The organism is Fictibacillus nanhaiensis (assembly GCF_019801215.1).
Classification (GTDB): Bacteria; Bacillota; Bacilli; order Bacillales; family Fictibacillaceae; genus Fictibacillus; species Fictibacillus nanhaiensis_C.
The window spans coordinates 202230-224948 of the sequence record NZ_JAHVJO010000002.1 but is presented as its reverse complement, the minus strand read 5'-3'; the positions used below and the strand labels follow the sequence as shown (position 1 = coordinate 224948).

General features: G+C 35.6%; 27 protein-coding genes. 25 read left to right on the top strand and 2 right to left on the bottom strand.

The annotated features are described in order from the left end of the window. Positions 1–10: 10 nt before the first annotated feature. From KUV80_RS09705 to KUV80_RS09635, 15 genes are all read left to right on the top strand, one after another. Positions 11–1207 (top strand): diphosphate--fructose-6-phosphate 1-phosphotransferase, encoded by a 1197-nt coding sequence (locus KUV80_RS09705; RefSeq protein ID WP_222462517.1) that lies wholly within the window; start codon positions 11–13, stop codon positions 1205–1207. After that, entirely contained in the window at positions 1170–1886 is a 717-nt protein-coding gene (locus KUV80_RS09700) for a GntR family transcriptional regulator (protein ID WP_222462516.1), read from the top strand. Before KUV80_RS09705 ends, KUV80_RS09700 begins: the two co-directional genes overlap by 38 nt. Before the next feature lie 22 nt (positions 1887–1908). Beyond that, a complete protein-coding gene (locus KUV80_RS09695; protein ID WP_222462515.1) occupies positions 1909–2799 on the top strand; it encodes a class II fructose-bisphosphate aldolase in 891 nt (296 codons plus the stop codon). Positions 2800–2814: 15 nt separating this feature from the next. Beyond that, entirely contained in the window at positions 2815–4248 is a 1434-nt protein-coding gene (locus KUV80_RS09690; RefSeq protein WP_222462514.1) for an aldehyde dehydrogenase family protein, read from the top strand. Between the two features lie 67 nt (positions 4249–4315). Further along, on the top strand, positions 4316–5218 hold the full coding sequence (locus KUV80_RS09685; RefSeq protein WP_222463127.1) for an AEC family transporter: 903 nt from the start codon (positions 4316–4318) through the stop codon (positions 5216–5218). Positions 5219–5459: 241 nt separating this feature from the next. Further along, positions 5460–5987 carry an AAA family ATPase gene (locus KUV80_RS09680; RefSeq protein WP_222462513.1) on the top strand — a complete coding sequence of 176 codons (528 nt, stop codon included), beginning with the start codon at positions 5460–5462 and terminating at the stop codon, positions 5985–5987. Positions 5988–6107: 120 nt separating this feature from the next. Beyond that, positions 6108–6989: a 4-hydroxy-tetrahydrodipicolinate synthase gene (dapA, locus tag KUV80_RS09675; protein ID WP_222462512.1), complete on the top strand. Its 882-nt coding sequence runs from the start codon at positions 6108–6110 to the stop codon at positions 6987–6989. Between the two features lie 87 nt (positions 6990–7076). Further along, positions 7077–7262, top strand: a complete 186-nt coding sequence (locus KUV80_RS09670; RefSeq protein ID WP_222462511.1) for a hypothetical protein — start codon at positions 7077–7079, stop codon at positions 7260–7262. Positions 7263–7806: 544 nt separating this feature from the next. Beyond that, positions 7807–8082 (top strand): hypothetical protein, encoded by a 276-nt coding sequence (locus KUV80_RS09665; RefSeq protein ID WP_222462510.1) that lies wholly within the window; start codon positions 7807–7809, stop codon positions 8080–8082. Positions 8083–8221: 139 nt separating this feature from the next. Further along, positions 8222–8368: a hypothetical protein gene (locus KUV80_RS09660; RefSeq protein ID WP_222462509.1), complete on the top strand. Its 147-nt coding sequence runs from the start codon at positions 8222–8224 to the stop codon at positions 8366–8368. Positions 8369–8529: 161 nt separating this feature from the next. Beyond that, positions 8530–8814: a hypothetical protein gene (locus tag KUV80_RS09655; protein WP_222462508.1), complete on the top strand. Its 285-nt coding sequence runs from the start codon at positions 8530–8532 to the stop codon at positions 8812–8814. A 102-nt stretch (positions 8815–8916) separates the two neighbouring features. Next, a complete protein-coding gene (locus KUV80_RS09650) occupies positions 8917–9537 on the top strand; it encodes a nucleotidyltransferase domain-containing protein (protein WP_222462507.1) in 621 nt (206 codons plus the stop codon). Between the two features lie 104 nt (positions 9538–9641). Continuing rightward, positions 9642–10718 carry a quinone oxidoreductase family protein gene (locus tag KUV80_RS09645; protein WP_338083482.1) on the top strand — a complete coding sequence of 359 codons (1077 nt, stop codon included), beginning with the start codon at positions 9642–9644 and terminating at the stop codon, positions 10716–10718. A 145-nt stretch (positions 10719–10863) separates the two neighbouring features. Further along, on the top strand, positions 10864–11460 hold the full coding sequence (locus KUV80_RS09640) for a hypothetical protein (RefSeq protein ID WP_222462506.1): 597 nt from the start codon (positions 10864–10866) through the stop codon (positions 11458–11460). A 209-nt stretch (positions 11461–11669) separates the two neighbouring features. After that, positions 11670–12716 carry a phosphotransferase gene (locus tag KUV80_RS09635; protein ID WP_222462505.1) on the top strand — a complete coding sequence of 349 codons (1047 nt, stop codon included), beginning with the start codon at positions 11670–11672 and terminating at the stop codon, positions 12714–12716. A 242-nt stretch (positions 12717–12958) separates the two neighbouring features. On the opposite strand, the gene KUV80_RS09630 is transcribed toward KUV80_RS09635, so the two are convergent. Both KUV80_RS09630 and KUV80_RS18900 read right to left on the bottom strand, forming a co-directional pair. Continuing rightward, positions 12959–13102 carry a hypothetical protein gene (locus KUV80_RS09630; RefSeq protein WP_222462504.1) on the bottom strand — a complete coding sequence of 48 codons (144 nt, stop codon included), beginning with the start codon at positions 13100–13102 and terminating at the stop codon, positions 12959–12961. Between the two features lie 281 nt (positions 13103–13383). Then, positions 13384–13629, bottom strand: a complete 246-nt coding sequence (locus KUV80_RS18900) for a hypothetical protein (RefSeq protein WP_222462503.1) — start codon at positions 13627–13629, stop codon at positions 13384–13386. 424 nt (positions 13630–14053) lie between these two features. Between KUV80_RS18900 and KUV80_RS09620 the strand changes: the two genes are divergently transcribed. From KUV80_RS09620 to KUV80_RS09580, 10 genes are all read left to right on the top strand, one after another. Next, on the top strand, positions 14054–14353 hold the full coding sequence (locus KUV80_RS09620; protein WP_222462502.1) for a hypothetical protein: 300 nt from the start codon (positions 14054–14056) through the stop codon (positions 14351–14353). A 303-nt stretch (positions 14354–14656) separates the two neighbouring features. Beyond that, on the top strand, positions 14657–15739 hold the full coding sequence (locus KUV80_RS09615; protein ID WP_222462501.1) for a tetratricopeptide repeat protein: 1083 nt from the start codon (positions 14657–14659) through the stop codon (positions 15737–15739). Next, a complete protein-coding gene (locus KUV80_RS18755) occupies positions 15736–15870 on the top strand; it encodes a hypothetical protein (protein WP_276516635.1) in 135 nt (44 codons plus the stop codon). Before KUV80_RS09615 ends, KUV80_RS18755 begins: the two co-directional genes overlap by 4 nt. A gap of 247 nt (positions 15871–16117) precedes the next feature. After that, positions 16118–16663 carry a GNAT family N-acetyltransferase gene (locus KUV80_RS09610; RefSeq protein ID WP_222462500.1) on the top strand — a complete coding sequence of 182 codons (546 nt, stop codon included), beginning with the start codon at positions 16118–16120 and terminating at the stop codon, positions 16661–16663. A gap of 269 nt (positions 16664–16932) precedes the next feature. Continuing rightward, positions 16933–17721, top strand: coding sequence for a GNAT family N-acetyltransferase (locus KUV80_RS09605; RefSeq protein WP_222462499.1), 789 nt, complete (start codon positions 16933–16935; stop codon positions 17719–17721). Between the two features lie 277 nt (positions 17722–17998). Beyond that, positions 17999–18463 (top strand): NUDIX hydrolase, encoded by a 465-nt coding sequence (locus KUV80_RS09600; protein ID WP_222462498.1) that lies wholly within the window; start codon positions 17999–18001, stop codon positions 18461–18463. A 90-nt stretch (positions 18464–18553) separates the two neighbouring features. Continuing rightward, positions 18554–18958, top strand: a complete 405-nt coding sequence (locus tag KUV80_RS09595) for an NUDIX hydrolase (RefSeq protein WP_222462497.1) — start codon at positions 18554–18556, stop codon at positions 18956–18958. A gap of 126 nt (positions 18959–19084) precedes the next feature. Next, positions 19085–20107 (top strand): serine hydrolase domain-containing protein, encoded by a 1023-nt coding sequence (locus KUV80_RS09590; protein WP_222462496.1) that lies wholly within the window; start codon positions 19085–19087, stop codon positions 20105–20107. A gap of 82 nt (positions 20108–20189) precedes the next feature. Next, positions 20190–20747, top strand: coding sequence for an AAA family ATPase (locus KUV80_RS09585; RefSeq protein WP_246625145.1), 558 nt, complete (start codon positions 20190–20192; stop codon positions 20745–20747). A 335-nt stretch (positions 20748–21082) separates the two neighbouring features. Next, a complete protein-coding gene (locus KUV80_RS09580; RefSeq protein WP_222462495.1) occupies positions 21083–22585 on the top strand; it encodes a malate:quinone oxidoreductase in 1503 nt (500 codons plus the stop codon). Positions 22586–22719 lie beyond the last annotated feature (134 nt).

Here is a 22719-nt window from a genome sequence, read left to right as displayed (position 1 = left end):
GCGGAATGTGATGGCAAAGAGAGTAGCGATTGGGCAGGCTGGTGGTCCAACAGCAGTTATCAATGCCAGTTTAGTGGGCTTTGTAGAAGCGCTCCATCAAGAAGCAGAATTATTTGGGGTTTATAATGGCTATCAAGGATTATTTGAAAATGATATGGAAAAACTTGATTCTGAACTTTTGGGATGGATAAAATTACACAAACTCGTAAATGGTGCTTGTCTTGGTTCGGGACGTTACGAATTTACAAAAGAAAAAATGCAGAGGTCAATATCTCATTTAAAATCACGTGGTATAGATACACTTGTTTTTATTGGTGGTAATGGAACGATGGCTGCTCTGCAAAAGCTTTCTGAAGAAGCACGCCAAATGAAATATGATCTTCAAGTCATAGGGATTCCGAAAACAGTAGATAATGATCTGGCTGAAACGGATCATGCACCAGGCTTTGGCAGTGCAGCCCGATATATAGCAACTTCCGTGCGCGATATAAGCAGAGATTTATGTGCTATGCAAAACTTCGAACAAGTAAGAATACTTGAAACGATGGGTCGCAACACGGGATGGCTTGCAGCAGCAAGTGGTCTTTTGAAAAACGGGGAAAAGGATGGACCTCATTACATTTATGTTCCTGAACGTCCGATTAACCATGCCCTTTTTATAGATCATGTTCATGAAGCCGTTCGCTCTTATGGGTATGCAACTGTTGTTGTCGCGGAAGGATGCACAATAAACGCCTATACAGATCAGGTTGAAAAAGCAACAGTTAATGGCCGAGCCGTGCTTGGCGGAATTTCTAAGGTACTTGAAGATATAGTTAAAACTGAACTGGGTGTGATGGCTAGAGCTGAAATCCTTGGGATGAATCAGCGCAGCTCCTCAACCACGGCGTCTACCCAAGACAGGATAGAAGCATATGAAGCTGGCAGGGAAGCGGCAAGACTTGTTTGCTGCGATGAAACGGAGAGGATGGTTACCATACAACGGACCACTGATTTAGATTATAATTTTAGTATGAATAGCTGTCCTCTGCATGTAGTAGCGCAGGGAGGGGAACGATTCCTACCAGATGCCTTTATTGATGACCCAGAAGCCTTTTACAACTGGCTCCGGCCTCTCGCAGGGAAAGATCTACAGCCATATCCTATTGTGAGAAAGAGGAGAATACGAAATGAAAAGCACAAACACAGCTCTATACCTTCAAGTTAAAGACCATTTAATAGAAAAAATACAGCAGCAGGTATGGCGTCCTAACCATTTGATTCCGACAGAACAAGAGCTCATGAAGCTATTTGGGGTAAGCCGCACAACCATTCGTCAAGCGATCAATATGCTTGTCGCTGACGGCCTCTTAGAAAAAAGACAGGGAAAAGGTACGGTTGTTAAAGCTCAGCAGCTTGTCGGTTCGTTACGAAGATTAAAAGGATTTGCTGAAGAAGTAATGGAGAAGGGTCAAGTCCCTCACTCAAAAGTTTTGCGAGCTGAATTTTGCGATTCATTATATCTTGAAAAAAAGAAGCTCGGGCTTGATGAGAATGAGAAGGTGCTGGTTATTGAGAGGATTCGATTTGCCGATGATGTACCGATCGCCGTTGAACGATCTTGCTGGCCAGAATCTATCGGGCAACTTTTAATGAAGCATAATCTTGATACCGCAAAGTTCTATTCCATTCTTGAGGAAGACAATATTTTATTAAAACGTGCAGAAGAAAAAATTTCAGCCATCAATGCCACAATGGCTGAAGCGGATGTGTTAGGCATCCGTGCAGGAGAAGCTCTTCTCGAAATGACAAGATTAAGTTTCGGATTAAATGATAAGCCGATAGAATATACAAAAACAAGATATAGAAGTGACCAGTACCACTATGACATTGAGTTAAGACGATAATATAAACATTTGGAGGTCAATAATGGGTTATATTTCAGGGAAAGAACTTTTAACACATGCCTATGAGAACAAATATGCAGTGGGTGCATTTAGTGCCCATAATGCTGAAACCATCCTTGCTATATTAGAAGCAGCGGAACATGAACAGGCACCCGTTATGATACAAGTAGGACAAAAAGTCATCAATACGATTGGTCTTGAGCCAATGAAGGCTATGATCGATGTTTTCATGAAAAATATAAGTGTTCCCGTTTGTATCCACCTAGACCATAGCAGAGAGTATGAACAAACAATGAAAGCCATCCAGCTCGGTTTTCAATCCGTCATGTTTGATGGATCAGCTCTTTCCTTTGAAGAGAATACAGCTATCACACGAAAAGTCGCTGATGCTGCACGTGCTCTAAGTATTGGATCAGAAGGGGAAATCGGAAAAATAGGCGGTACAGAAGATGACATTACCGTTGCTGAAGAAGACGCAATGATTACAACAACAGATGAAGCTGTAGCATTTGTAGATGCTACTAATGTAGATTATCTTGCCGTTTCAATCGGAACAGCACATGGCATTTATAAAAATCCACCGAAGCTGGCTTTTGAAAGATTAAGTGAAATTTCACAAGCCGTTAATCGTCCCATCGTCCTTCATGGTGGATCAGATGTTCCGGACGAACAAATTATTAAAGCTGTCTCCCTTGGTATCGCCAAAATAAATGTGGACACAGAACTTAGACAATCTTTCACAAAAGGAATGCAGCAAGTCCTTCAGGAGAACCCGGAAGAGTATCACCTTGCTGTTTCACTCGGGAGAGGCCGTGAAGTGATGAAGGAGAAAGTGCAAGAGAAAATCCGCTTATTTGGAAGTGCTGGAAAAGCAAAAGAATTTTCAACGCGCAAAAAGGTCGTAACGTTATAACATAGGGAGTGATGAATGGTGACGGTTAAAACAGAACAAACATACGGACTATGGATAAACGGTACTTGGAAAGAAAAAAAGGAAACCATGAATGTAATCAATAAGTATACCCAGCAGGCTGAAGCTTCTATTGCTATGGCAGATAAAAATGATGTAGATGAAGCGGTAGAAGGAGCAAAAAAAGCATGTAAGGATTCTTTTTCTGCTTATAACAGATTTCTTGTCCTATCAAAAGCGGCTCAACTTTTACTAGAGAAGAAGGAAGAGTTTGCTAGAGTGTTAGTCGCAGAAGTAGGTAAGCCGATCCGTGATTCCCGTGTAGAAGTGGAACGGGCTGCCCAGACGCTGGAAATATCAGCAGAGGAAGCGAAGCGTATACATGGGGAAGGTGTACCCGTCGAGTCAGCACCAGGTTCTGAAAATCGAATGGCCTTTACATTGCGTATTCCTGTTGGTGTAATTGCAGCAATCACACCGTTTAATGTTCCCCTAAATCTAGTATGTCATAAGGTCGGTCCAGCTCTAGCGGCAGGAAATTCGGTTGTTTTAAAACCGGCTGAAGTAACACCTCTTTGTGCACTTATGCTGGCTGAAGTTTTCAAAGAAGCAGGCTTGCCAGATGGAAGGCTTCAAGTCATTACAGGTGATGGTGCAGAAGTAGGCGGATGGCTATTAGAAAATCAAGATGTAAGGATGTTTACGTTTACGGGAAGTCCAAGAGTCGGTGAGTTGATCAGACAAAGAGCAGGACTCCGAAAAGTAGCATTAGAGTTAGGCAATAACTCAGCTACCATTGTTCACAAAGATGCAGATTTGGATCAAGCTGCAGCACTTATTGCGAACAAAAGTTTTAATAATGCGGGTCAAGTTTGTATATCTGTTCAGCGTGTATATGTGCACGAAGACGTTAAATCTCCATTTGTTCAATTGTTAAAAGAAAAAACAGAAGAGCTTAAATTCGGAGATCCGATGGAAGACTCAACAGATATCGGACCAATGATTCGTGAGGCAGAGGCAGAACGTGTGGAGAACTGGGTAAACGAAGCAGTTGCAGAAGGAGCGACCTTAGTAACCGGCGGCAAACGTAATGGTGCATTCTATGAACCTACAATTCTTACCTCTGTAAAACGTGAGATGAAGGTCTGTAAGCAAGAAGTGTTTGGACCTGTTGTAGGAGTGGACACGTATGCTACCATAGATGAAGTAATTGAAAAAGTAAATGATTCAGATTATGGACTCCAAGCAGGTCTATTTACAAATGACCTTGCATTCGCGATGAAGGCAGCTAGGGAAGTTGAAGTTGGTGGTCTGATTGTAAACGATGCTTCAGCATATCGTGTAGACAACATGCCATATGGCGGTGTAAAGAAAAGTGGAACCGGAAAAGAAGGTCCTCGTTATGCAATTGAAGAAATGACAGAAGAGCGGATTATTGTAATGAATGTATAGAAGAGAGTGCTGATCACTGTGGTCAGCCTTTTTCCTTTTGAAGAAAAGAAAGAAGGGGTAAGACATGATAGAGCTGCTTAGTATTATACTACCTGTGTTTGCCATTTTTGCGATTGGTTTTATAGGGCAAAAATATATAGGATTTGAAACGCAAACCCTCTCCAAGATGGCACTTTATCTCATGTCACCTTTTCTGGTGTTTCGTACGTTTTACGAGACTGCTTTTACAAAAACGTATGTGTATATGCTCGTCTACACACTAGTCCTATGTTTTGTACTAATTGGTCTTGTGTATGTGATCAGTTATTTTAAAAAATATAACATCCGTGAAACGTGTGGAGTTATCTTGGCGTCAGCCTTTATGAATAACGGAAACTACGGTACACCAGTCGCACTTTTTGCTTTTGGTGCTGCTGGACTTGATTATGCTGTTGTATTAATGGTCATTCAGCAGCTAGTGATGTGCACGGTCGGCATATATTACGCAGCCAAGGGAAGTCCTGAAAACGATGGAGTCACATCCACGTTAAGAGCAGTAGTGAGAATGCCGATCCTATACGGCGCGATAGCAGGTGTTATGTTTCAACAACTGGATATTAAAATAAGAGGATCAATGGCAGAAGCTCTCGATTTAGTCGCGGATTCTGCCATACCAACCATCATGATTATTCTGGGAATGCAGCTTGCAAAAATTTCTTTACGAAATGTTCAGATTGAAAAACTGACCTATTCACTTTTACTAAAGTTGTTCGTTTCCCCGGTGATTGCGTATTTCATCACCCTCTACTTGCCAATCGACCCAATGCTCAAAGCAATTATGATTTTAATGGCAGCCATGCCTTCTGCGGCAAACACAACTATGTATGCACTTCAATTTGGTACAGAGCCAGACTTCGTTTCCAGTGCAACATTAGTCAGTACACTTCTCTCTTTGGTTACGCTGCCGGTGCTGCTCGGTATTCTATTATGAATAAAGAATTAATGTCTCCTGCACTTTAATGGTTTCAAACTTCAGTAGGAGAAGGAAATCATAAATCATTATTGAATGTTCAAAAGTAGAAATAAATAAACTTATGAATTAGTAAAGAGCATTTCTTCACAAAGGAGAAATGCTCTTTTTCATGGAAGTAAAGAATAGTTTAGTTTAAAAGCAGATTGAGAACCTATTTATGACTACGATGAAATTCATCTCAGAAAGTGGGGGGTATTTAATGTTTAATAAGTTTAATTTTGATCTCATTTATCAGGAACGTGACGACTTCACCCCTCTAGTGGTAATGATGTGTGGAATAGCTGGTTCTGGGAAAACTACATTCGCCCAACAATTAGAAAAAGAAGGTTTTGTACGTCTTTCTATCGATGAAGAAATATGGGCAACGAATGGCCGTTATGGGATTGATTTTCCACTCGAAAAGATTGAGGAATTTAAGAAATATGCAGAAAGAAAGTTGCGCAATTCATTAATAAAGTTAATTTACGATAAACAACAGGTGGTGATAGACTTTAGTTTTTGGGATCGTGCAAGAAGGGAGCTATATAAAAAAATTATTGAAGAAGCTGGCGGCAAATGGATGCTTATTTATTTGAAAGTTCATCCTAATGATTTACGTGAACGCCTAAAGATAAGAAGCAAACGTTTTGATGCGAATGCCTTTCCTATTTCAGAAGAACTTTTGACTTCCTACCTTAATGGTTTTGAAACTCCTATAGGTGAAGGAGAAATTGTAATTGAAAATTAAAACCTAAAAAGTATTGATACTTACTTGAACTTTAAACACTTAAATTCAAAGAAGGAACATAAATAAATGAAGTGAATATCTTTGTATATAAAAAATGAGAAAAAGAGAGGTTTTTTAAAAATGAAAATTGAAGGAGTTTGGCTTCCGATCATAACCCCTTTTATAAATGGTAAGGTCGATATTCAATCATATGTAAGATTAATTGATTATTATATAGACCAGGGCATTTCAGGGCTGATACCATTAGCAACAACAGGTGAAAGTCCAACGATTGAGGAAGATGAATTCGAAACGGTTCTTGATAAAACGGTAGAAGTTGTTAATGGACGCATCCCTATTTTTGTTGGACATGGCGGAAATTATACTAAAAAGGCTATTAAACAATTAAAAGTGATTGAAAGATATAAAGTTGATGGAATCTTATCCGTTTCACCTTATTACAATCTACCAAGCCAAGAAGGAATATACGAGCATTTCTTACAAATTTCAGAATCAACAAGTTTACAAATCATGATTTATAACATTCCTTATCGGACAGGGAGAAATATTGATAATGAAACCATTTATAGAATAGCAGAATGTGAAAATATTGTGGGGATTAAAGATTCTAGTGGTAACTTGAAACAATCGTTGGAATTACTTCTAAATCCAGCCCCCAATTTTTCTAATTTAACAGGAGAAGATGCTTCTTTTTATCATCACCTAACGTTAGGAGGTTCAGGTGGAATTTTAGCATCTGCACATTTGGTAACGAATGACTTTCTTGATATTTTCCAGAATGTAAAAGAAAATAATCACAATACTGCCTTACAAATATGGAGAAAGACCTATCCGATTACGAATATGCTATTCCAAGAGACAAATCCAGCACCATTGAAGTACTATCTTTATAAAAAAGGCCTCATTCATTCACCAGAAACAAGACTTCCCGTTACAGGGATATCGAAAGAATTAAAAACCAAACTAGATACATTACTCCCTTCTCATAAATGCATTGACTAACTGGCATTTTATCAAGAATGAGAAGATTGCCTCTTATCGAACCGGAGAAATAAAAAAGAAATTCGATATTGGGTGAGGGGAGTGAGATTGCTGAAAAAAATGCTTTATTCATTAATAATCGGTATCGTTTTCGGAGGATTACTATTAATTTTCTTATTTGATTATCAAGATCAAAGTTATGAAATTAAGAATTATTACGGTGCAGATAAGACTGTTTCAGAGTGGGATTGGGTTACAATTTCTTATACAGGGACTGTTATTATGAGTCCATAGTAGGTTATGCAGTATGGACATTTATAGAAAAGAAATATATGAGTGATTAATTATTATACATTGTGTAAGAGGCGTAGGATGGTGGGTTTTTATTGAGTATCCCTGTACGAGGATTCATTATACAAGTCTTGTTTGTTTTATTTGTTTCTGTCTTTAACACGATTAGAATTTATATTATTGAAAATTACTCATTATATCCAGTAGCATTTTTTGAATTATTTCTTGGCTTAATCAGCTTTGCTTGTGGGATGTACGGTATTTTCAGAAAGGTGAATCTTTTACTTTCTGTATGCGTTACTTTTTTTGCTTCATTAATTTGTTTGTATTTCGTGATTGTTTATCTCTTACCTGAAACAGGAATGCCTCCAGCTATCCCTTGGTTTTACTCAAAATAAACAAGTTATCATTAACATAAGGGTGCATTTCTTCAAAAAGGAGGAATGCATTTTTTATTTAGTAGGTTGGGAGTATTGCTCATGTAATTCCCAAGCCCTAATATATAATGTTATAATATGGAAAATAAAATAATGCAGAAGGTGACTTGATGGAAACGTCGAAGGCAATGGAGTCAAAAAGGATCGCAATAAGCTTTATGAGGTACTCATATATTCTTATTACAGGAATTTTCGTATTTATTAATTGTTACTTAGCTGCAACAGGATTTATTGCGGAGGAGAATCGTACTAGTGATTACTCTAAGTTTATTCCTTTTTTAATTTTTGTAGTCGGATTTATATTTCAATTTTACAATAAAACTAAAATGCTAGGCTTTCTTCTTGTATCGTTGCCATTCATCTATTGGATAGCTAAATTTTTATAGGATGAGTTTCAATGAACGGGGTACGGTGTCTAAATAAGGTTCTACTATAGAAAAGTAGCAGGGTAAGGAAATAGCGACTCGATTTTATGTAATAAAGAAGAATTCATAGCAATTATATTTATATACTGGGGGATTTTTTATGGGAATAGGATCTATCTGGCTTTCTTTTATGGGACTTTTTACTTTTCTTTTACCATTAGGTTTTTTCATTTTTGTTGCTGTAATGTTATATCAAATGAATACATCTTTAAAAAGAATAGCTGAAAAATTAGATCGAAATCAATAGAGAATCAATTAAGCTAACGTGCATTTCGTAATAAGCGAATGCACTTTTTTTTGAGACAATTGGCCAAATGTACATGAGTGTCTTGTAACAATTAGGTTAATGGTTAAAAAAAATTTACTATTAGGAGGATTTGTTTGAAAAAAAGGAGGAAATCGTTCATATTGATAGCCTTTGTATTTGTACTCATACTTTTACACTCCACTCCAAGTATGGCACTAAGAACTCATGTGTTTTTTATGGGTTATCCAAAAGCCGCCATCACATCAGGGATTATTGAAGATGATTTTCATAATAAGGTAGATAGAGAGAAATTCTCTGAGCTAAATGCTAAAGCGTATACTTTAACAAAACCTCCAATTGAAAAAGCTACTTCAGGTGTATTAAGAAATTACCTTGTTAGAAAAATCGGTTTTCTACATTTTGCAGAATTTCTGGGCGAAGCATAAGTACGATTAGTACCACGTCGTATCTCTTGTACGGGAAGTATTTGTGAAGGATTACATTGTATTATTTAATTACGATATATCTTGATAAAGGGATGGAGCTTAATGAATGAAAGTAACTTATTTGATAAAGTAAAAAAATATTTAATGCAGAAATATAGATGTCACACAATAATCTTATATGGATCATACAGTAGAGGTGATTTTACTGATGAAAGTGACTTGGATATCGTCTGTTTTTCCGATACAACAGATGATAAGAACGATGTGGAAGCTTTTGAAGATATACAATTAGACGTTTGGATATACAACACGAAAAAGATGAATAACCCCGAAGAATTTTTACGTGTTCATGAAGGAAGAACTTTGTTAAATGAAAGGAGTCTTGCTGAAAAGTTTTTATTAGAAATCCAGGATACATATAAAAAAGGTCCCAAACAATTATCTAATGAAGAAAGAGTTTTTTTGAAGAGTTGGCTTAAAAAAATGTATATACGGTCCACCAAAAATGACATCGAGGGTAATTATCGGTTTCATTGGATGCTTAAAGACAGCTTAGAAATCTATTTTGAGTTGAAGGGTTTATGGTATTTTGGGCCAAAGAGCTCATTTGTTTGGCTAAGAGCCAATGACGAAATGGCTTACGCACTTTTCAATAATGCATTAGCAAGAGATGCAAATCAGAATAGCATTGAGCAATTATTTGATTACATAAACGAAATTTAATCATCCTTATTCAATATCTGGTGTCAAGGATATTGACGGTACACAACCCCACTGGGCCAATTATTATAAAAATAATGTAGAGGCTTAATACGGATTTTCGACAATTGAGAACAAGAGTTGAAGATCAAAATACAGGTCTTCAGCTTTTTTTCACTCAAGCAGATTATGAAATATTGCATAGCAATCAAAAAATGATGCAAGGAGATAGAATATTGAAAGCAGTCATACAAAATAAATTTGGTGATCCTAATGTGCTTACATATACAGATGTTGAAATACCAAGGATAGGTGAAAACGAAGTCTTAATTCAAGCAGCCTATACAAGTGTTAATTATGCAGACATAAAAAAACGCTTAGGAAATAAAGGGGAAGGTACTTTTCCTTTAATGCTAGGATTAGATGTTGCCGGAACAATTATTGAGGTTTCCGCGGATTCACCTTTTTCAGAAGGAGATCGTGTGATCGCTTTCCCAAGGGGTGGTTCGTATGCAGAATTTGTAGCAGCAAATGAACAATTAGTTTTTAAAATGCCAGATAACCTATCATTTGAACAGGCTGCTACAATGCCAACTGTATCTATTTTAAGCTATATTCTTCTACATGAAATTGGGGAAGTTCAAAAAACAGACACCATTGTTATACACAGTGCAGCTGGTGGAGTAGGTTCAATGCTCGTACAATTTGCAAAATTAGCTGGCGTTCAAAAAATTATTGGAACTGTTGGAAATCTGGACAAAGAGAATTATGTAAAAAAGTTAGGCGTTGATATCGTGTACACTTACGAAACATTTGCAGAAGAAGTTTTAAAACAGACAAATAACCAAGGTGCTAATGTTATCTTTGACTCCGTTGCTGGTGAAGTTACTAGTCGAAGTTTACATTGTTTAGCTTTATATGGGACACTTGTTCAATTCGGCAATAGCAGTGGCAAACCTGGTACGTTCAAAACAAGTGACGTTCATAGTAGCTGTAGAACTATTAAAGGTTTTAGCTTAGGAACAACAAGAAAGCACAATCCAGCACGACTAGCACCTATCGCTGAAAAAGTTTTAGAACGATTTGCTTCAAAACAAGTTGCTCTTCCTATCGAACAAGTTTTCGATTTAAGTGAGGCAGCACAAGCTCATAAATTAATTGAAAGCCGTAATTATGAAGGGAAGGTCTTAATAAAGATTTATTGAATTAGAACAATGAACTTTCTTTCTTCCATTATCGTTTGCATTTCTTTTAAGAAGGTTTTTTATGGATCAACTTAAATAGAATTAACAACAATTTTTATCTAGTGAAAAGATTTTTAAAATATTGGTTTATAAAGAGGTGGCTTTTTTGCTTTTTCATTATCATTTTTGGACTCCTTATGTAGAAGAGACAGAAAAATTCTATAAGGATCATGGCTTTCGTGTATCTCTACGAATAGGGAAATGTGAAGGGGAATTTCAACCGTTTAATCCTCCACTAACCTGGGATGATTTTCGTGAGAAGAATATTCTTTTTCGCATTATTGAGGTACGGAAAGGTAAGGTCAATATTACATTTGGTTACGGAAAAAAACCTATGTTTGATCACATTGGTTTACTGGTTTCGATTGAAGAGCATAACAAAATATGTGATAACGCAAAAAAAATGAAGTGGGAAGTAAAAGTAGCAGAACGGAGGACTTTTATAACAACACCTTATAAATTTAGAATCGAACTCCAAACACATTCGGATGTCATAGATACTACAACTGATATTACAGAAATTGAAGAACTAAAAATGGTAACGAAAATAAAAGGGTTAGAAGATGACCTTTCCATTTTGTTTAGCCAGCCTGTTAAAACGATCAGCTCAGAAGTTGGTGATGAAGTTACTATTAAAGAAGCTGTTATTAGAGGCTTATCACCCATAAAAGTGGACCCAAATGGGGTAAGAATAGTTTCATAATAAGAGTTCATAGTCCACTTTTTCTAAAGTATAAAACTAAAATTTAGGAGGATTTTATGGCTAATAAGGGTAACGTAATTAAAAATACAACTACTGGAGAAAAGATTGTGTTTCTCCGAACAGCTGAAGATACGAACTGAGAAGCTTTAGAGTTAGACTTATTTATACGTCTAGGTGGGTTTGTTGCGGCAGAACAAGGAGGTGGGAAAATGAGTAAATTACAATATAAAATGGATTTTATGGGTATGTGTCAAAGATCTCATCTCGGTGAGTTGGTGAATACTGATCTCATTTCTGGTGGGCTTTTACATAGAATGTATGCTGTTGAAACTACAAAAGGGAAGTATGCCATAAAACTACTAAATCCTCAAATTATGCTTAGACCAACGGCAATGAGAAACTATATTAATTCAGAAAAAATAGCCAATTGCTTATCAGATATAATACCAGCTATTCCAGCTAAAATTATTAATGGAAATTTCTTAAAAAAAGTAGACAATCAGTTTTACCTTGTGTTTGATTGGATGGAAGGTGAAAGTCTGAAACCCAATCAAATAAGTAATGTTCATTGCGGTAAAATAGGTGCGATCCTTGCAAAAATACATAAAGCAGAATGTTCAGAGTTAAGTATTGTAAATGATAAATTTGATTTTAGTCAATCAACTAATTGGAATTACTATTTAGAAAAAGGTAAAGAAAATCGTTCAGAATGGGTTGAGTTACTCCATGAAAATCTTAATAACCTTAAGGAATGGAATTTAACGGCAATTCGTGCATCTGAATTTCTTTCATCGAATATGGTTATTAGCCATAGGGATTTAGATACTAAGAATGTTATGTGGAATCTAGACAATCCAGTCCTTATTGATTGGGAAGCAGCTGGTTATATAAATCCAATGCAAGACTTAATTGAAACGGCAATATATTGGTCTAAAAATGAAGAAGGAGACATTGATAAGCAAAAATTCTTCTCATTTATAAACGGATATAAAAAGAGAAATGGTAATTTACAAGAAGACTGGAAAGTGGTATTAGAAAATGGTTTTTTGGGCAAATTAGGGTGGCTTGAATACAATTTAAAACGCTCTTTATGGATTGAATGTACAGAGGAAGAAGAACAGCAGATGGGAACTATGCAAGTGACAGGAACAATAAATGAGATCAGGCTCTATGCAGATACAATTCCTAAATTATTGAACTGGTTAAATGATGATTACAGGGTGCATTTCTTCAATAGGAGACCCTTGCTTAATTAAAGATGTTCATCTCAAAAAAGGATAATCAGACCCATTATTTTTAATAATTCTATCCCTCATTACATGCGCTAGATCTTTTTTAAGCCTCTCAGGGTATAAGGAATTAGTTTACAAACTGACGCCTTTAACTTCATCTAGTATTTTATGGAACAGTAAGTGAATTTCTTAAAGTGAAAAAATATAGATCAACTAATCTTAATTTATTATTTTTAAGATTAGTTGATCTATATTTAATCCGAAAATTATAATATTTGAAGTACTTGTAAATAGGCGGTTTGGTATGCAGCAGCACCAGTCTCAACAATAGGTACAACCTCTACTAAATCCCCAGCAGTAAGTGCAAGAATTGCAGAAGAATGTTGAGGGATTAAGTTGGAAGTTGACACTTGAGCTCTTAAACTTACTCTTGAACGATATTGTATTGCAGGGATTGTTGAACCATTAAGTCTTATAACTAATTCAACTAAATTAGTATTATTTTGGGCTGAGGTTAACGAGGTCGTAGAACTAAATTGAACTTGATAAGTACCTGTTCGTAAGACTTGTAATCCAGTTGAAGTAAATACAACATCATTTAAAGGACCATTAATGTTATAAATAATGGGGGTATTAACTACATAATCCTGTGAAGTTATAACATTACGAATTGCATATCCGTATGCCGGAGTTAAAGTAGGACCTGGTGGTCCTTGAGGCCCTTCAGGTCCAGTAGGCCCTTCAGGTCCAGTAGGCCCTTCAGGTCCAGCAGGTCCAGTTGGTCCTTGAGGCCCAATAGGTCCTTCAGGTCCAATAGGTCCAGTTGGTCCTTGAGGTCCAGTAGGCCCTTCAGGTCCAGTAGGTCCAGTTGGTCCTTGAGGCCCAATAGGTCCTTCAGGTCCAGGAGGTCCAGGAGGTCCAGAGCAAATACATACACAACACCTACAACAATGACAATAATTTCTAAAATATCTTATTTTAATAACCTACCTTATTACTTGTATTATAAAGATTATGATAGACAGTACATTCGTGCTTGTACTTATAACTACTTTTTTAAAATGAAGATGAGGTCCATTAATACAAAATAAATACCACCTAAGTGGTTATAGTGGTTGTTTTGTATATTTTTTATATATGGTTACTGCTTGAAGTATAACTAGGAGAATTTGAAGAAATCCAACGCTTAATAAAAAATAAATAGAATATATTAGAACCGCAAGAAAATCCCATACTCCAATTAAGTTCTGGTGCACTTCTTCAGGAAGGAGATATGCACTTTTTTTGAGTTTAACGACAGCTATCTTAAGTAACAATAATTTAACCCAATTCGTCTAAAGCCTATAAGGAGTGTGATAGGTTTGAAAAAACGTAGTTTAACTTTATCTTGTACACTTTTAGCACTTGTAATATTTGGTTGTCAACAAAGTCATGAAGATCCAGACCATGTTACAAAAGTAAATGAAGTATCAACAGATAATGCCTTCAATAAAAAATATGATATATCTGGAGTCGTTACAGAAGTAAATAAAGATCATACAAGGGTTTTATTAGCATTAACTAAAAAAGCACAAGAAGATGAAGAACAAATGTGGGTAACAATTGATGAAAACACAAAAATTACTGGTAAAAAGAGAAAATTGTGGCATCAACATGGATGAAGAAATTGAGAAGAAAAGAAACGTATTGAAAAACGTTTGGACCAATATGGCTATAACTATAAAGGAGAAGCAACTTTTTACGATGCTATAGATCACTACAGGAAAATTGAAGGCTACAAAAAGGTGTGACAAGGATTTTATCGCTATTAGGGATTTAGTACTTGCCTAACGTATTGGGAAAATAGGTACTGTTTTCATATAATAAAGTATCCAATTCTATGATAGTTTTCCCAACTCTCTTTTCGGTCCTTTATGCTAAAATGGAACTAATTGGTATTTGGAAAGAAAAGGAAGGGGTGTCTAATGAGTATTGATACGGTTACAATAGACGGAATCAGTCTGTTATTAAACAAATGGTATCCAGAGATTCGTGCAAGAAATCTTTTGCGAGCAAAAGAAGTAAGAAATGAAATTACAAGTAAGTTACAGGGAATTGAGCTTGAACGGACATCAAAGCTGTACATACAATATTTATTATTAGAATACAGATATCAACTTTTAATAGAAGATCTCAGCCAAGCAGAGCAAGTGTTAGAAACTATAGAACCTGTTCAACAAATGGACTATGTTTTGCAGTTTTATTACCAATTTTTCAAAGCTATCCATTGCACTTTAAAAGAGAATTACAGTGAATCACGTCGTTACTTTGAGAACTCAGATAAACTCTTGAAGTGGGTCTCTGATCCTATGGAAATAGCAGAGTACTATTACAAAGTTGCAGAATTTTATTACCATATCGAACAGCCTCTGTTGGCCTTACATATAGCTAATAAAGCTAAAGAATCCTTTAGCCTTAATGGGTACGAAATAAAAAGAGCAGGTTGTGAAAATATTTTAGGTCTTTCCTGCATTTTATTAAAACAATTTGAAAAGGCCGAAGAACATTTATTAACAGGTTTAGACCTGATTTTAAAACAAAACGAAGAAAGCCTAGTTTTACTCTTTAGATATAACCTTGGATTTTTATACTCTGAACAAAACCTATCACAAGTAGCAATTCACCATTTAGATGAAGCATATAATAAAAACTTTCGGTTACATAAAACGGCTTTCTTGCTCGCACGAGAACATTATAAGTTGAATAATGCATCGTTAGCAGAAAAACTAATTTCAGAAGGTTTAGAGAGTTGTTCGAAAGAAGGCAATAAGGAATATGAACACCATTTAAAGATACTTCAAATGTTTCATAATGATTTATGTGAATCAACTCTTGAAGAAGGAATTTTATACTTTGAAAGAGAAGAATTATGGGGATACATTCAAGAATACACAGAAGAAGCTGCATTACACTTTTTAAATTTTAATAATTATGAGAAAGCAAGTTCGTACTTCCTAACGGCTTTTAAAGCAAAACAAAAATTGGTTGATAAAGGAGCTTTAAAATGAAAAAGAAACTTTTAGTTCTCAGTATTATTACGTTAGCCATGTTCAGTTATTACTCAAACAATCAAACGTTAGAACAGGCAGGACATGGAGAAACATTTTCAATCAAGTCAGGTAAAGTCGTGGGCTTATAAAGCCGCGACTTTTTCTTTTTGCGAGTGAGTCAACTTATGTTCAATGAGGAAATCTTAATCTACGTTATGTGGTGCCTTAATAGATGAAGTGAATATATTTGAATATATACAAGAAATAACTCCTTTTATACTAAATTGAGTTATTTTTTTATACAACAAGCAGACTTTTTGTGGTATTTAGGAAAATTGTTCCTTTTTAAGAAAGAGTAGTCTATACTTGAAAAAATAAAAATAGGGGGTTTTGTTCATGTATAGAATAGCTACAGAAAGATTGCTATTGAGAGAATGGAAAGTAACGGACAGTGAAGACCTATACGAATATGCTAAAAGTGAGTTGGTAGGTCCGAACGCAGGATGGAAACCCCATAAAAATGAAGAAGAAAGTAAAGAAATTATTGAAATGTTTATAAATGGTAATGATGTGTATGCAATTGAATTGAAATCGGAAAAAAAGGTGATCGGAGGAATAGGACTTCATGACAGGAAACCAGATGAAGCACTTTCTCATTTGAAACAAAAAGAAATAGGGTATGTTCTAAATCCTGGTTATTGGGGTAAGGGGTATATTCCCGAAGCTGTAAATAGTTTGCTCAGACATGGTTTTGAAGAATTAGATTTAGATGTAATCTGGTGTGGCCATTATGATTTCAATAATAACTCTAAAAGGGTGAATGAAAAGTGTGGGTTCACTTACAAATTCGAAAGAAAGGTAAAACTGGATCGTTTGGATGGCAGAGAAGTTACATGTCTATATTATTCTGTTTCAAATTCTGACTACATGAAAGCCAGATGAACAGAAACGTTCCTTTTCTTATATAAAAATAAACAAAAACTCTAAGCTAGAATCACTTCAGAACAACATTGAACAATGTCTTAACAAGATCTAGACAGTTAAAGGAAACGAAATCTACTTATTCCATTATTCTGTGCATTTCTCCAACTAAGAGAGATGCTTTTTTATTGAAGTTATTTTCTACAATTCTATGAACACTATGACTATTGAAAGGTTTAATTCCCTCTATATGAGAATTACTCTTTATAAGATTAAAGGGGGAACCTTGATTGTTAAAGAAACTGAGCTTTGATGATAAAGATAATTTGTATAACTTACTAAAGCAGAAACCTTCAGAGAACCTATTTATATTATGGGGGATCGAAGCTTTTGGGTTTAATAGTGATTTGCAATCAGTATGGGGAGATTATAATGAATCTAATGAATTAAGAGGAATTCTTTACAAGTATAAGGATAAATATGCTCCTTTTGGTATAGGTGATTTTGACATTGAGGGGTTTGTTTCTATTATTTCAAAAGACACAAATGCTAATATTCTTGTTGGTATTGAAAGCATTACGGAAAAAGTTAAACCCTACTTGTTTAATCCCGTAAAAAATAGCCGCAGCTATTTATATGCTGAACTCAAAAGTACTCATTCAATAAACTTGAAAAAGAATACAGAGGTTTCTCTTGCAACTGAAACAGATGTTAACAAAATAGTTGAGTTATATAAGAAAGTCCCAGAATTTGAAGGAGACAATCATAATCCAGATGTAATTGCCCAAAACATCACGAAAGGTTGGTCGAGAAATTACGTTATAGAAAACGGTGGAGAATACGTATCATCTGCTTCTACGGTTTGTGAGAATAGTCTCTCCGCGATGATTTCTGCTGTATGTACATTAACGTCTTATAAGAAAAAAAGGTACGCTACAAAATGCTTGGAAAATTTAATTCACGATCTTCAAATAGAAGGAAAAACACTCTGTCTTTTTTATGATAATGCAGAAGCAGGAAGGATATATAAACGTTTAGGATTTAAAGATATAGAGAAATGGAGTGTTTCAACCTTATAGAGTGTACCTTTCATCAAATAGACGCGATTTCTGATTAGGAAAAGCGTCTTTTTCTGCGTGATTTGAACCGAGAGAAGACCTAAAAGAAGAATGAGAATCGACCTTATAAGCGAATATCTAGTGGTATTAAGAAGATTATAGAGCCCCATCAATAGCGTCACAGCTAAGAGAGACTCATAAGAATTTTTTTCATTCAAAGTCTACTTGACTATGAGAAAAAGGATTGAGTTATATGTTTAATTTTGGAAGTTCACTTTAAAGAGGAGAAATAACTATTATGGCAAAAACATCGGGCTGTTTTACTATTGTCATCAATAAAGAAGGTCATATATTGTTAGCCAAGAGAAAAGATTATCCTCTCTGGGATTTACCTGGAGGAACATTGGAAAAGGAAGAATCACTAGAAAGTTGTGCTATTAGAGAAACGGAAGAGGAAACAGGATATATTATTTCAATCACTCAAAAAATAGGAAAATATTATCAACCTCAATACGATGATATGCAACATATATTCTTAGGGGAAAAAATAGGCGGTTCATCAATAAAGGATGGTCCTGAAACTGAGAAGGTGGAGTGGTTTAGACCAAATAAATTACCTCTGCTTATGATTCCAAATAGAAAAAAACAAATTAAAAATTACTTGAAATATAAAGATAAAATTGTAAAAGGTTCAATAACAGTTTCTCCTTTTAGAATCTTTTTGTTTAAAGGATTTTTAAGGGTATTAAGCAAAGTGCTTTAAGTTTTTATTGAACTAGAGGGTAGCATTATTTGTGAGTTTAAATCACAGCATTCCTGTAATAAGAAAAGCTCAGTAAATGGAGGAATAGAATTGGCTTTTAATGATACTTTTAGGTTTGGTGCTCATGCTATTATATTTAATTACGAAGGTCGTGTACTTCTATTAAAGAGAACTTATGGAAACAAGGGATGGAGTTTACCAGGCGGGAGTGTTGAACCTGGAGAAACCGTTCATCAAGCGTTATATCGTGAATGCAGAGAAGAACTTGGAATAGAGTTTCGGGATGCAATATTAACGGGAATTTATTATCATAGTGCATTGAATACTCAAGCTGCAATGTTTCGCTGTTCTATTCCAAAGGATGCGGAAATCAATCTTAGTTCTGAACACTCTGATTATAAATGGATGGATTTATCCGAAATAAGTGAGACCCAGCGAATACGAGCTTTAGACGCATTGGAATTTCAAGGACACGTTGTAAGTCGTGCCTTTTAAGTGAAAATGTAATACACTCATTCTTCATAAATTAAGAGTGCATTTCTTCAAGAAGGAGAAATGTTTTTTTATTGAACTAAACGTAGGGAAAGTGAAGAAGGAATTCATAAAGGCGGTTAAGGAGAAATGAAATTAACGATAAATAAGTCCGTATTTAAACCTATTACAGAATATACCGAGAAAATTAAACAAGAAATGTATGCTTCAGGCTCTGCTTTAGTCATTATGAAAGATAATACCATTGTACACGAGTATTATTCTGGTACTCATCATTTTGAGCAGGGAGCTAAAAATATTGACGATTCTTCTCAGTTTAATGTTTATTCAACCCGAGTAACTTATGTTGGCTTAGCACTTTCAATTGCAGTTTATGAGGGATATTTAGCACTTGAAGATAGAATAAGCATGTATTTGAATGAATACGATATTGAAATTCTTGGGGCAACGACAATAAGACATGTAGTAACAAGATGTTCCGGTTTAACCCTTAAAAATGATAAGGTGAAACGTGTTTATGAAGCGGGTACATATATTGAAGGTAAGATGCCAAAGTTACTAGCAAAAATATTGCAAAGAGCTACAGGCAAGACAGTTTATGAAATTCTTACAGAAAGCGTATTTAAACCTCTAAATTGGACAAAAACAGAATGGGTTACTGAAGGTAAAAGTAGTTTAGTCTGTGATATACATTCCCCAAGTAGTTATCCGACTTTAAGAATGGGTTCGAATATTGGAGATGAAAGAAATTTATATGTAAGTGCTAGAGAACTGGCATTATGGGGAAATTTACATTTAAATAAAGGTTTATCGAATGGGAAAAGAATCCTTCCAAAAGAAGTTTTTGACCTTGCAACTTCCATTCAAAGTCCTGAAACATTACATGATCAACTCCCGAGGTTTGGATTTTTCTGGTGGATAAAGGACAATAAAGTATCATTTAAACTTGATGAGCTTGGCTCTGAGTTACCTGAAGGATCTTTTCAAATTCTAGGAGCATCAGGATGTTCGTGTACGGTTATTCCTGCTTTAAACGCAGTTGCTGTTAGAATGAACAACAGCTTATATACCTATGATAATGAAAAATTTGACCATATAAAAGATATTCAAACCTTTGGCAATTTAGTAGTTTCAACTTTAAAAAAGCTTTAATAGTGCGTTATTTTCTTCAACGATCGGCATATCATTATTATTAATGATTCGGTAGTATTCGAAGCTAAAGGGGGGAGCTCTTTTGGGGCAAAACAATATAAGAAATGTATATATTTTATCAGGACCAGCGGGAGTGGGAAAGTCAACCACTTCAAAAGAACTTGTAAAAAAGCTATCGAATAGTGCTTATTTATCTGGTGACTACATAAGCCATATGCATATAAATGGCAGAGAAAAACCGTGGGAAAGTGAGCACGAACATTCACTCATTTGGAATAATATTTTACACCTTACTAGAAACTTCATTAATCATGGGTGTGATGTTGTGATCGATTATGTAACATTTCCAAACGATGCAAGATGGCTTAGTGAAAATATAAAAGAACTAAACGCAGTTGTGAAATATGTGGTGTTATGGGTTGATCAAGGCACTTTACTTAAAAGGGATAATGGGAGAATAGAAGAGCATAGGATGGGAAAACGGTGTATGATCTTATTCGATGAATTTACTAACTCGGGATTAGATCATAAGCATTTTTTAAATACAAGTGAATTAACATTGAAAGAAAATGATTACATAATCAATAAAATAGTAAATGATACAAAGTTTTGTTTAGAATTCAATAATTCAGTGCATTAGCTGAAGATTGAAGCAACAACAAAGCTTCATTAATAAGAATGAGTGTTTTTGTTTAAGGTTTCGAAACTGTTAGGGCGACGTTTGTTAATAGCTTTCTACTATTAAATACCCTCTCGCAAAAAAGGGATATTCTTGTTGACAGAATTATCCCTTTCTATCAGCTATCAAATAATTTATAATTATCATATAATAGGAAAAATTTATTACGCAAATAATTGTAATTTACTATAATAGGGTTTTATTTAAGACAGAAATAGTGAGTGACTAGTGTTGCGACTTAGCTTGTTGTAACGGCTACATTTTTCTGAAAATTTAAGTGAAAAAGGTTGGTAAAATTGAGCGATAGAGAAACTAAAACAGACGTCATTTTAATTGGTGCCGGAATCATGAGTGCGACTTTAGGGACTCTCTTGAAAGAAATAGTTCCAGAATGGGAAATTACGGTGTTTGAGAAGCTTGCAAAAGCAGGCGAGGAAAGTTCTAATGAATGGAATAATGCAGGGACGGGACATGCTGCACTGTGTGAGCTTAACTACACGGTAGAAAAACCGGATGGATCTGTAGATATTAGTAAAGCCATAAGCATTAATGAACAATTTCAGGTTTCCATGCAGTTTTGGTCTTATCTTGTGAACCATAAACTGATTGATAATCCAAAGGACTTTATCATGCCCTTGCCTCATATGAGTATGGTGCAAGGGGAAGAAAACGTAGCTTTTTTGAAGAAACGTATGGAAGCGCTGTCAAGTAATCCTTTGTTTCAAGGAATGGAATTTTCCGATGATCATGAAAAGCTGATGGAATGGATTCCGCTTATTATGGAAGGTCGAAAATTGGATGAACCGATTGCTGCTACAAAAATTGACTCAGGAACGGATGTCAACTTCGGTGCGTTAACGCGTATGTTATTTAACCACCTAGAGGCAAGAAACGCACATGTTAACTATAACCATTCTGTTGAAAATATTAGCCGTACAAAAGATGGTTCGTGGGAATTGAAAGTGAAGAATCTGAATAGCGGTACTGTCGAACGCCACACAGCAAAATTCGTCTTCATCGGAGGTGGCGGAGGAAGTCTGCATCTGCTGCAAAAATCCGGAATACCAGAAGGAAAACATATTGGAGGATTCCCGGTCAGCGGAATTTTTATGGTATGTAATAATCCGGATGTTATCGCGCAGCAACATGCAAAAGTATACGGCAAGGCGAAGGTCGGTGCGCCGCCAATGTCTGTGCCACATCTTGATACGAGATATATCGAAAATAAAAAATCGTTGCTCTTTGGACCATTTGCTGGCTTCTCTCCAAAATTCTTAAAAACAGGTTCAATGTTCGATTTGGTCACTTCCGTTAAACCGAATAATGTCTTAACGATGTTGGCCGCAGGAGCAAAAGAGATGTCATTGACAAAATACTTGATTCAGCAAGTGATGCTATCCAAAGAACAGCGCATGGAAGAGTTGCGAGAGTTTATTCCGAACGCAAAAGCTGAGGATTGGGATTTAGTTGTAGCTGGCCAACGTGTGCAAGTAATTAAAGACACTGAAGTTGGAGGCAAAGGAACGCTTCAATTTGGTACAGAAGTGATTACTGCTGCTGATGGGTCGATCGCAGCCTTACTAGGCGCTTCCCCGGGTGCTTCTACTGCCGTTCACGTTATGCTTGAAATATTTGAAAGATGTTTTCCACAACATATAAAAGAATGGGAACCGAGGATTAAAGAAATGATTCCTTCTTATGGAGTGTCCTTAATGGAAAACCCAGAGCTTTTACAGGAAATTCATACTTCAACTGCGAAGTCGCTTGGTTTAAGCAAAAAAGATATGGTGTTGAGTTAAATCTTTGACTTTCATAGAACATTAGAGACCAGGATTTCACATCTTGGTCTTTTTTTAAACAGACTTCAAGGGATACAATGTTTTGAGGATCTAAAATCAAATTATGTGTAAATTACTCTTATACCTTCTATAAT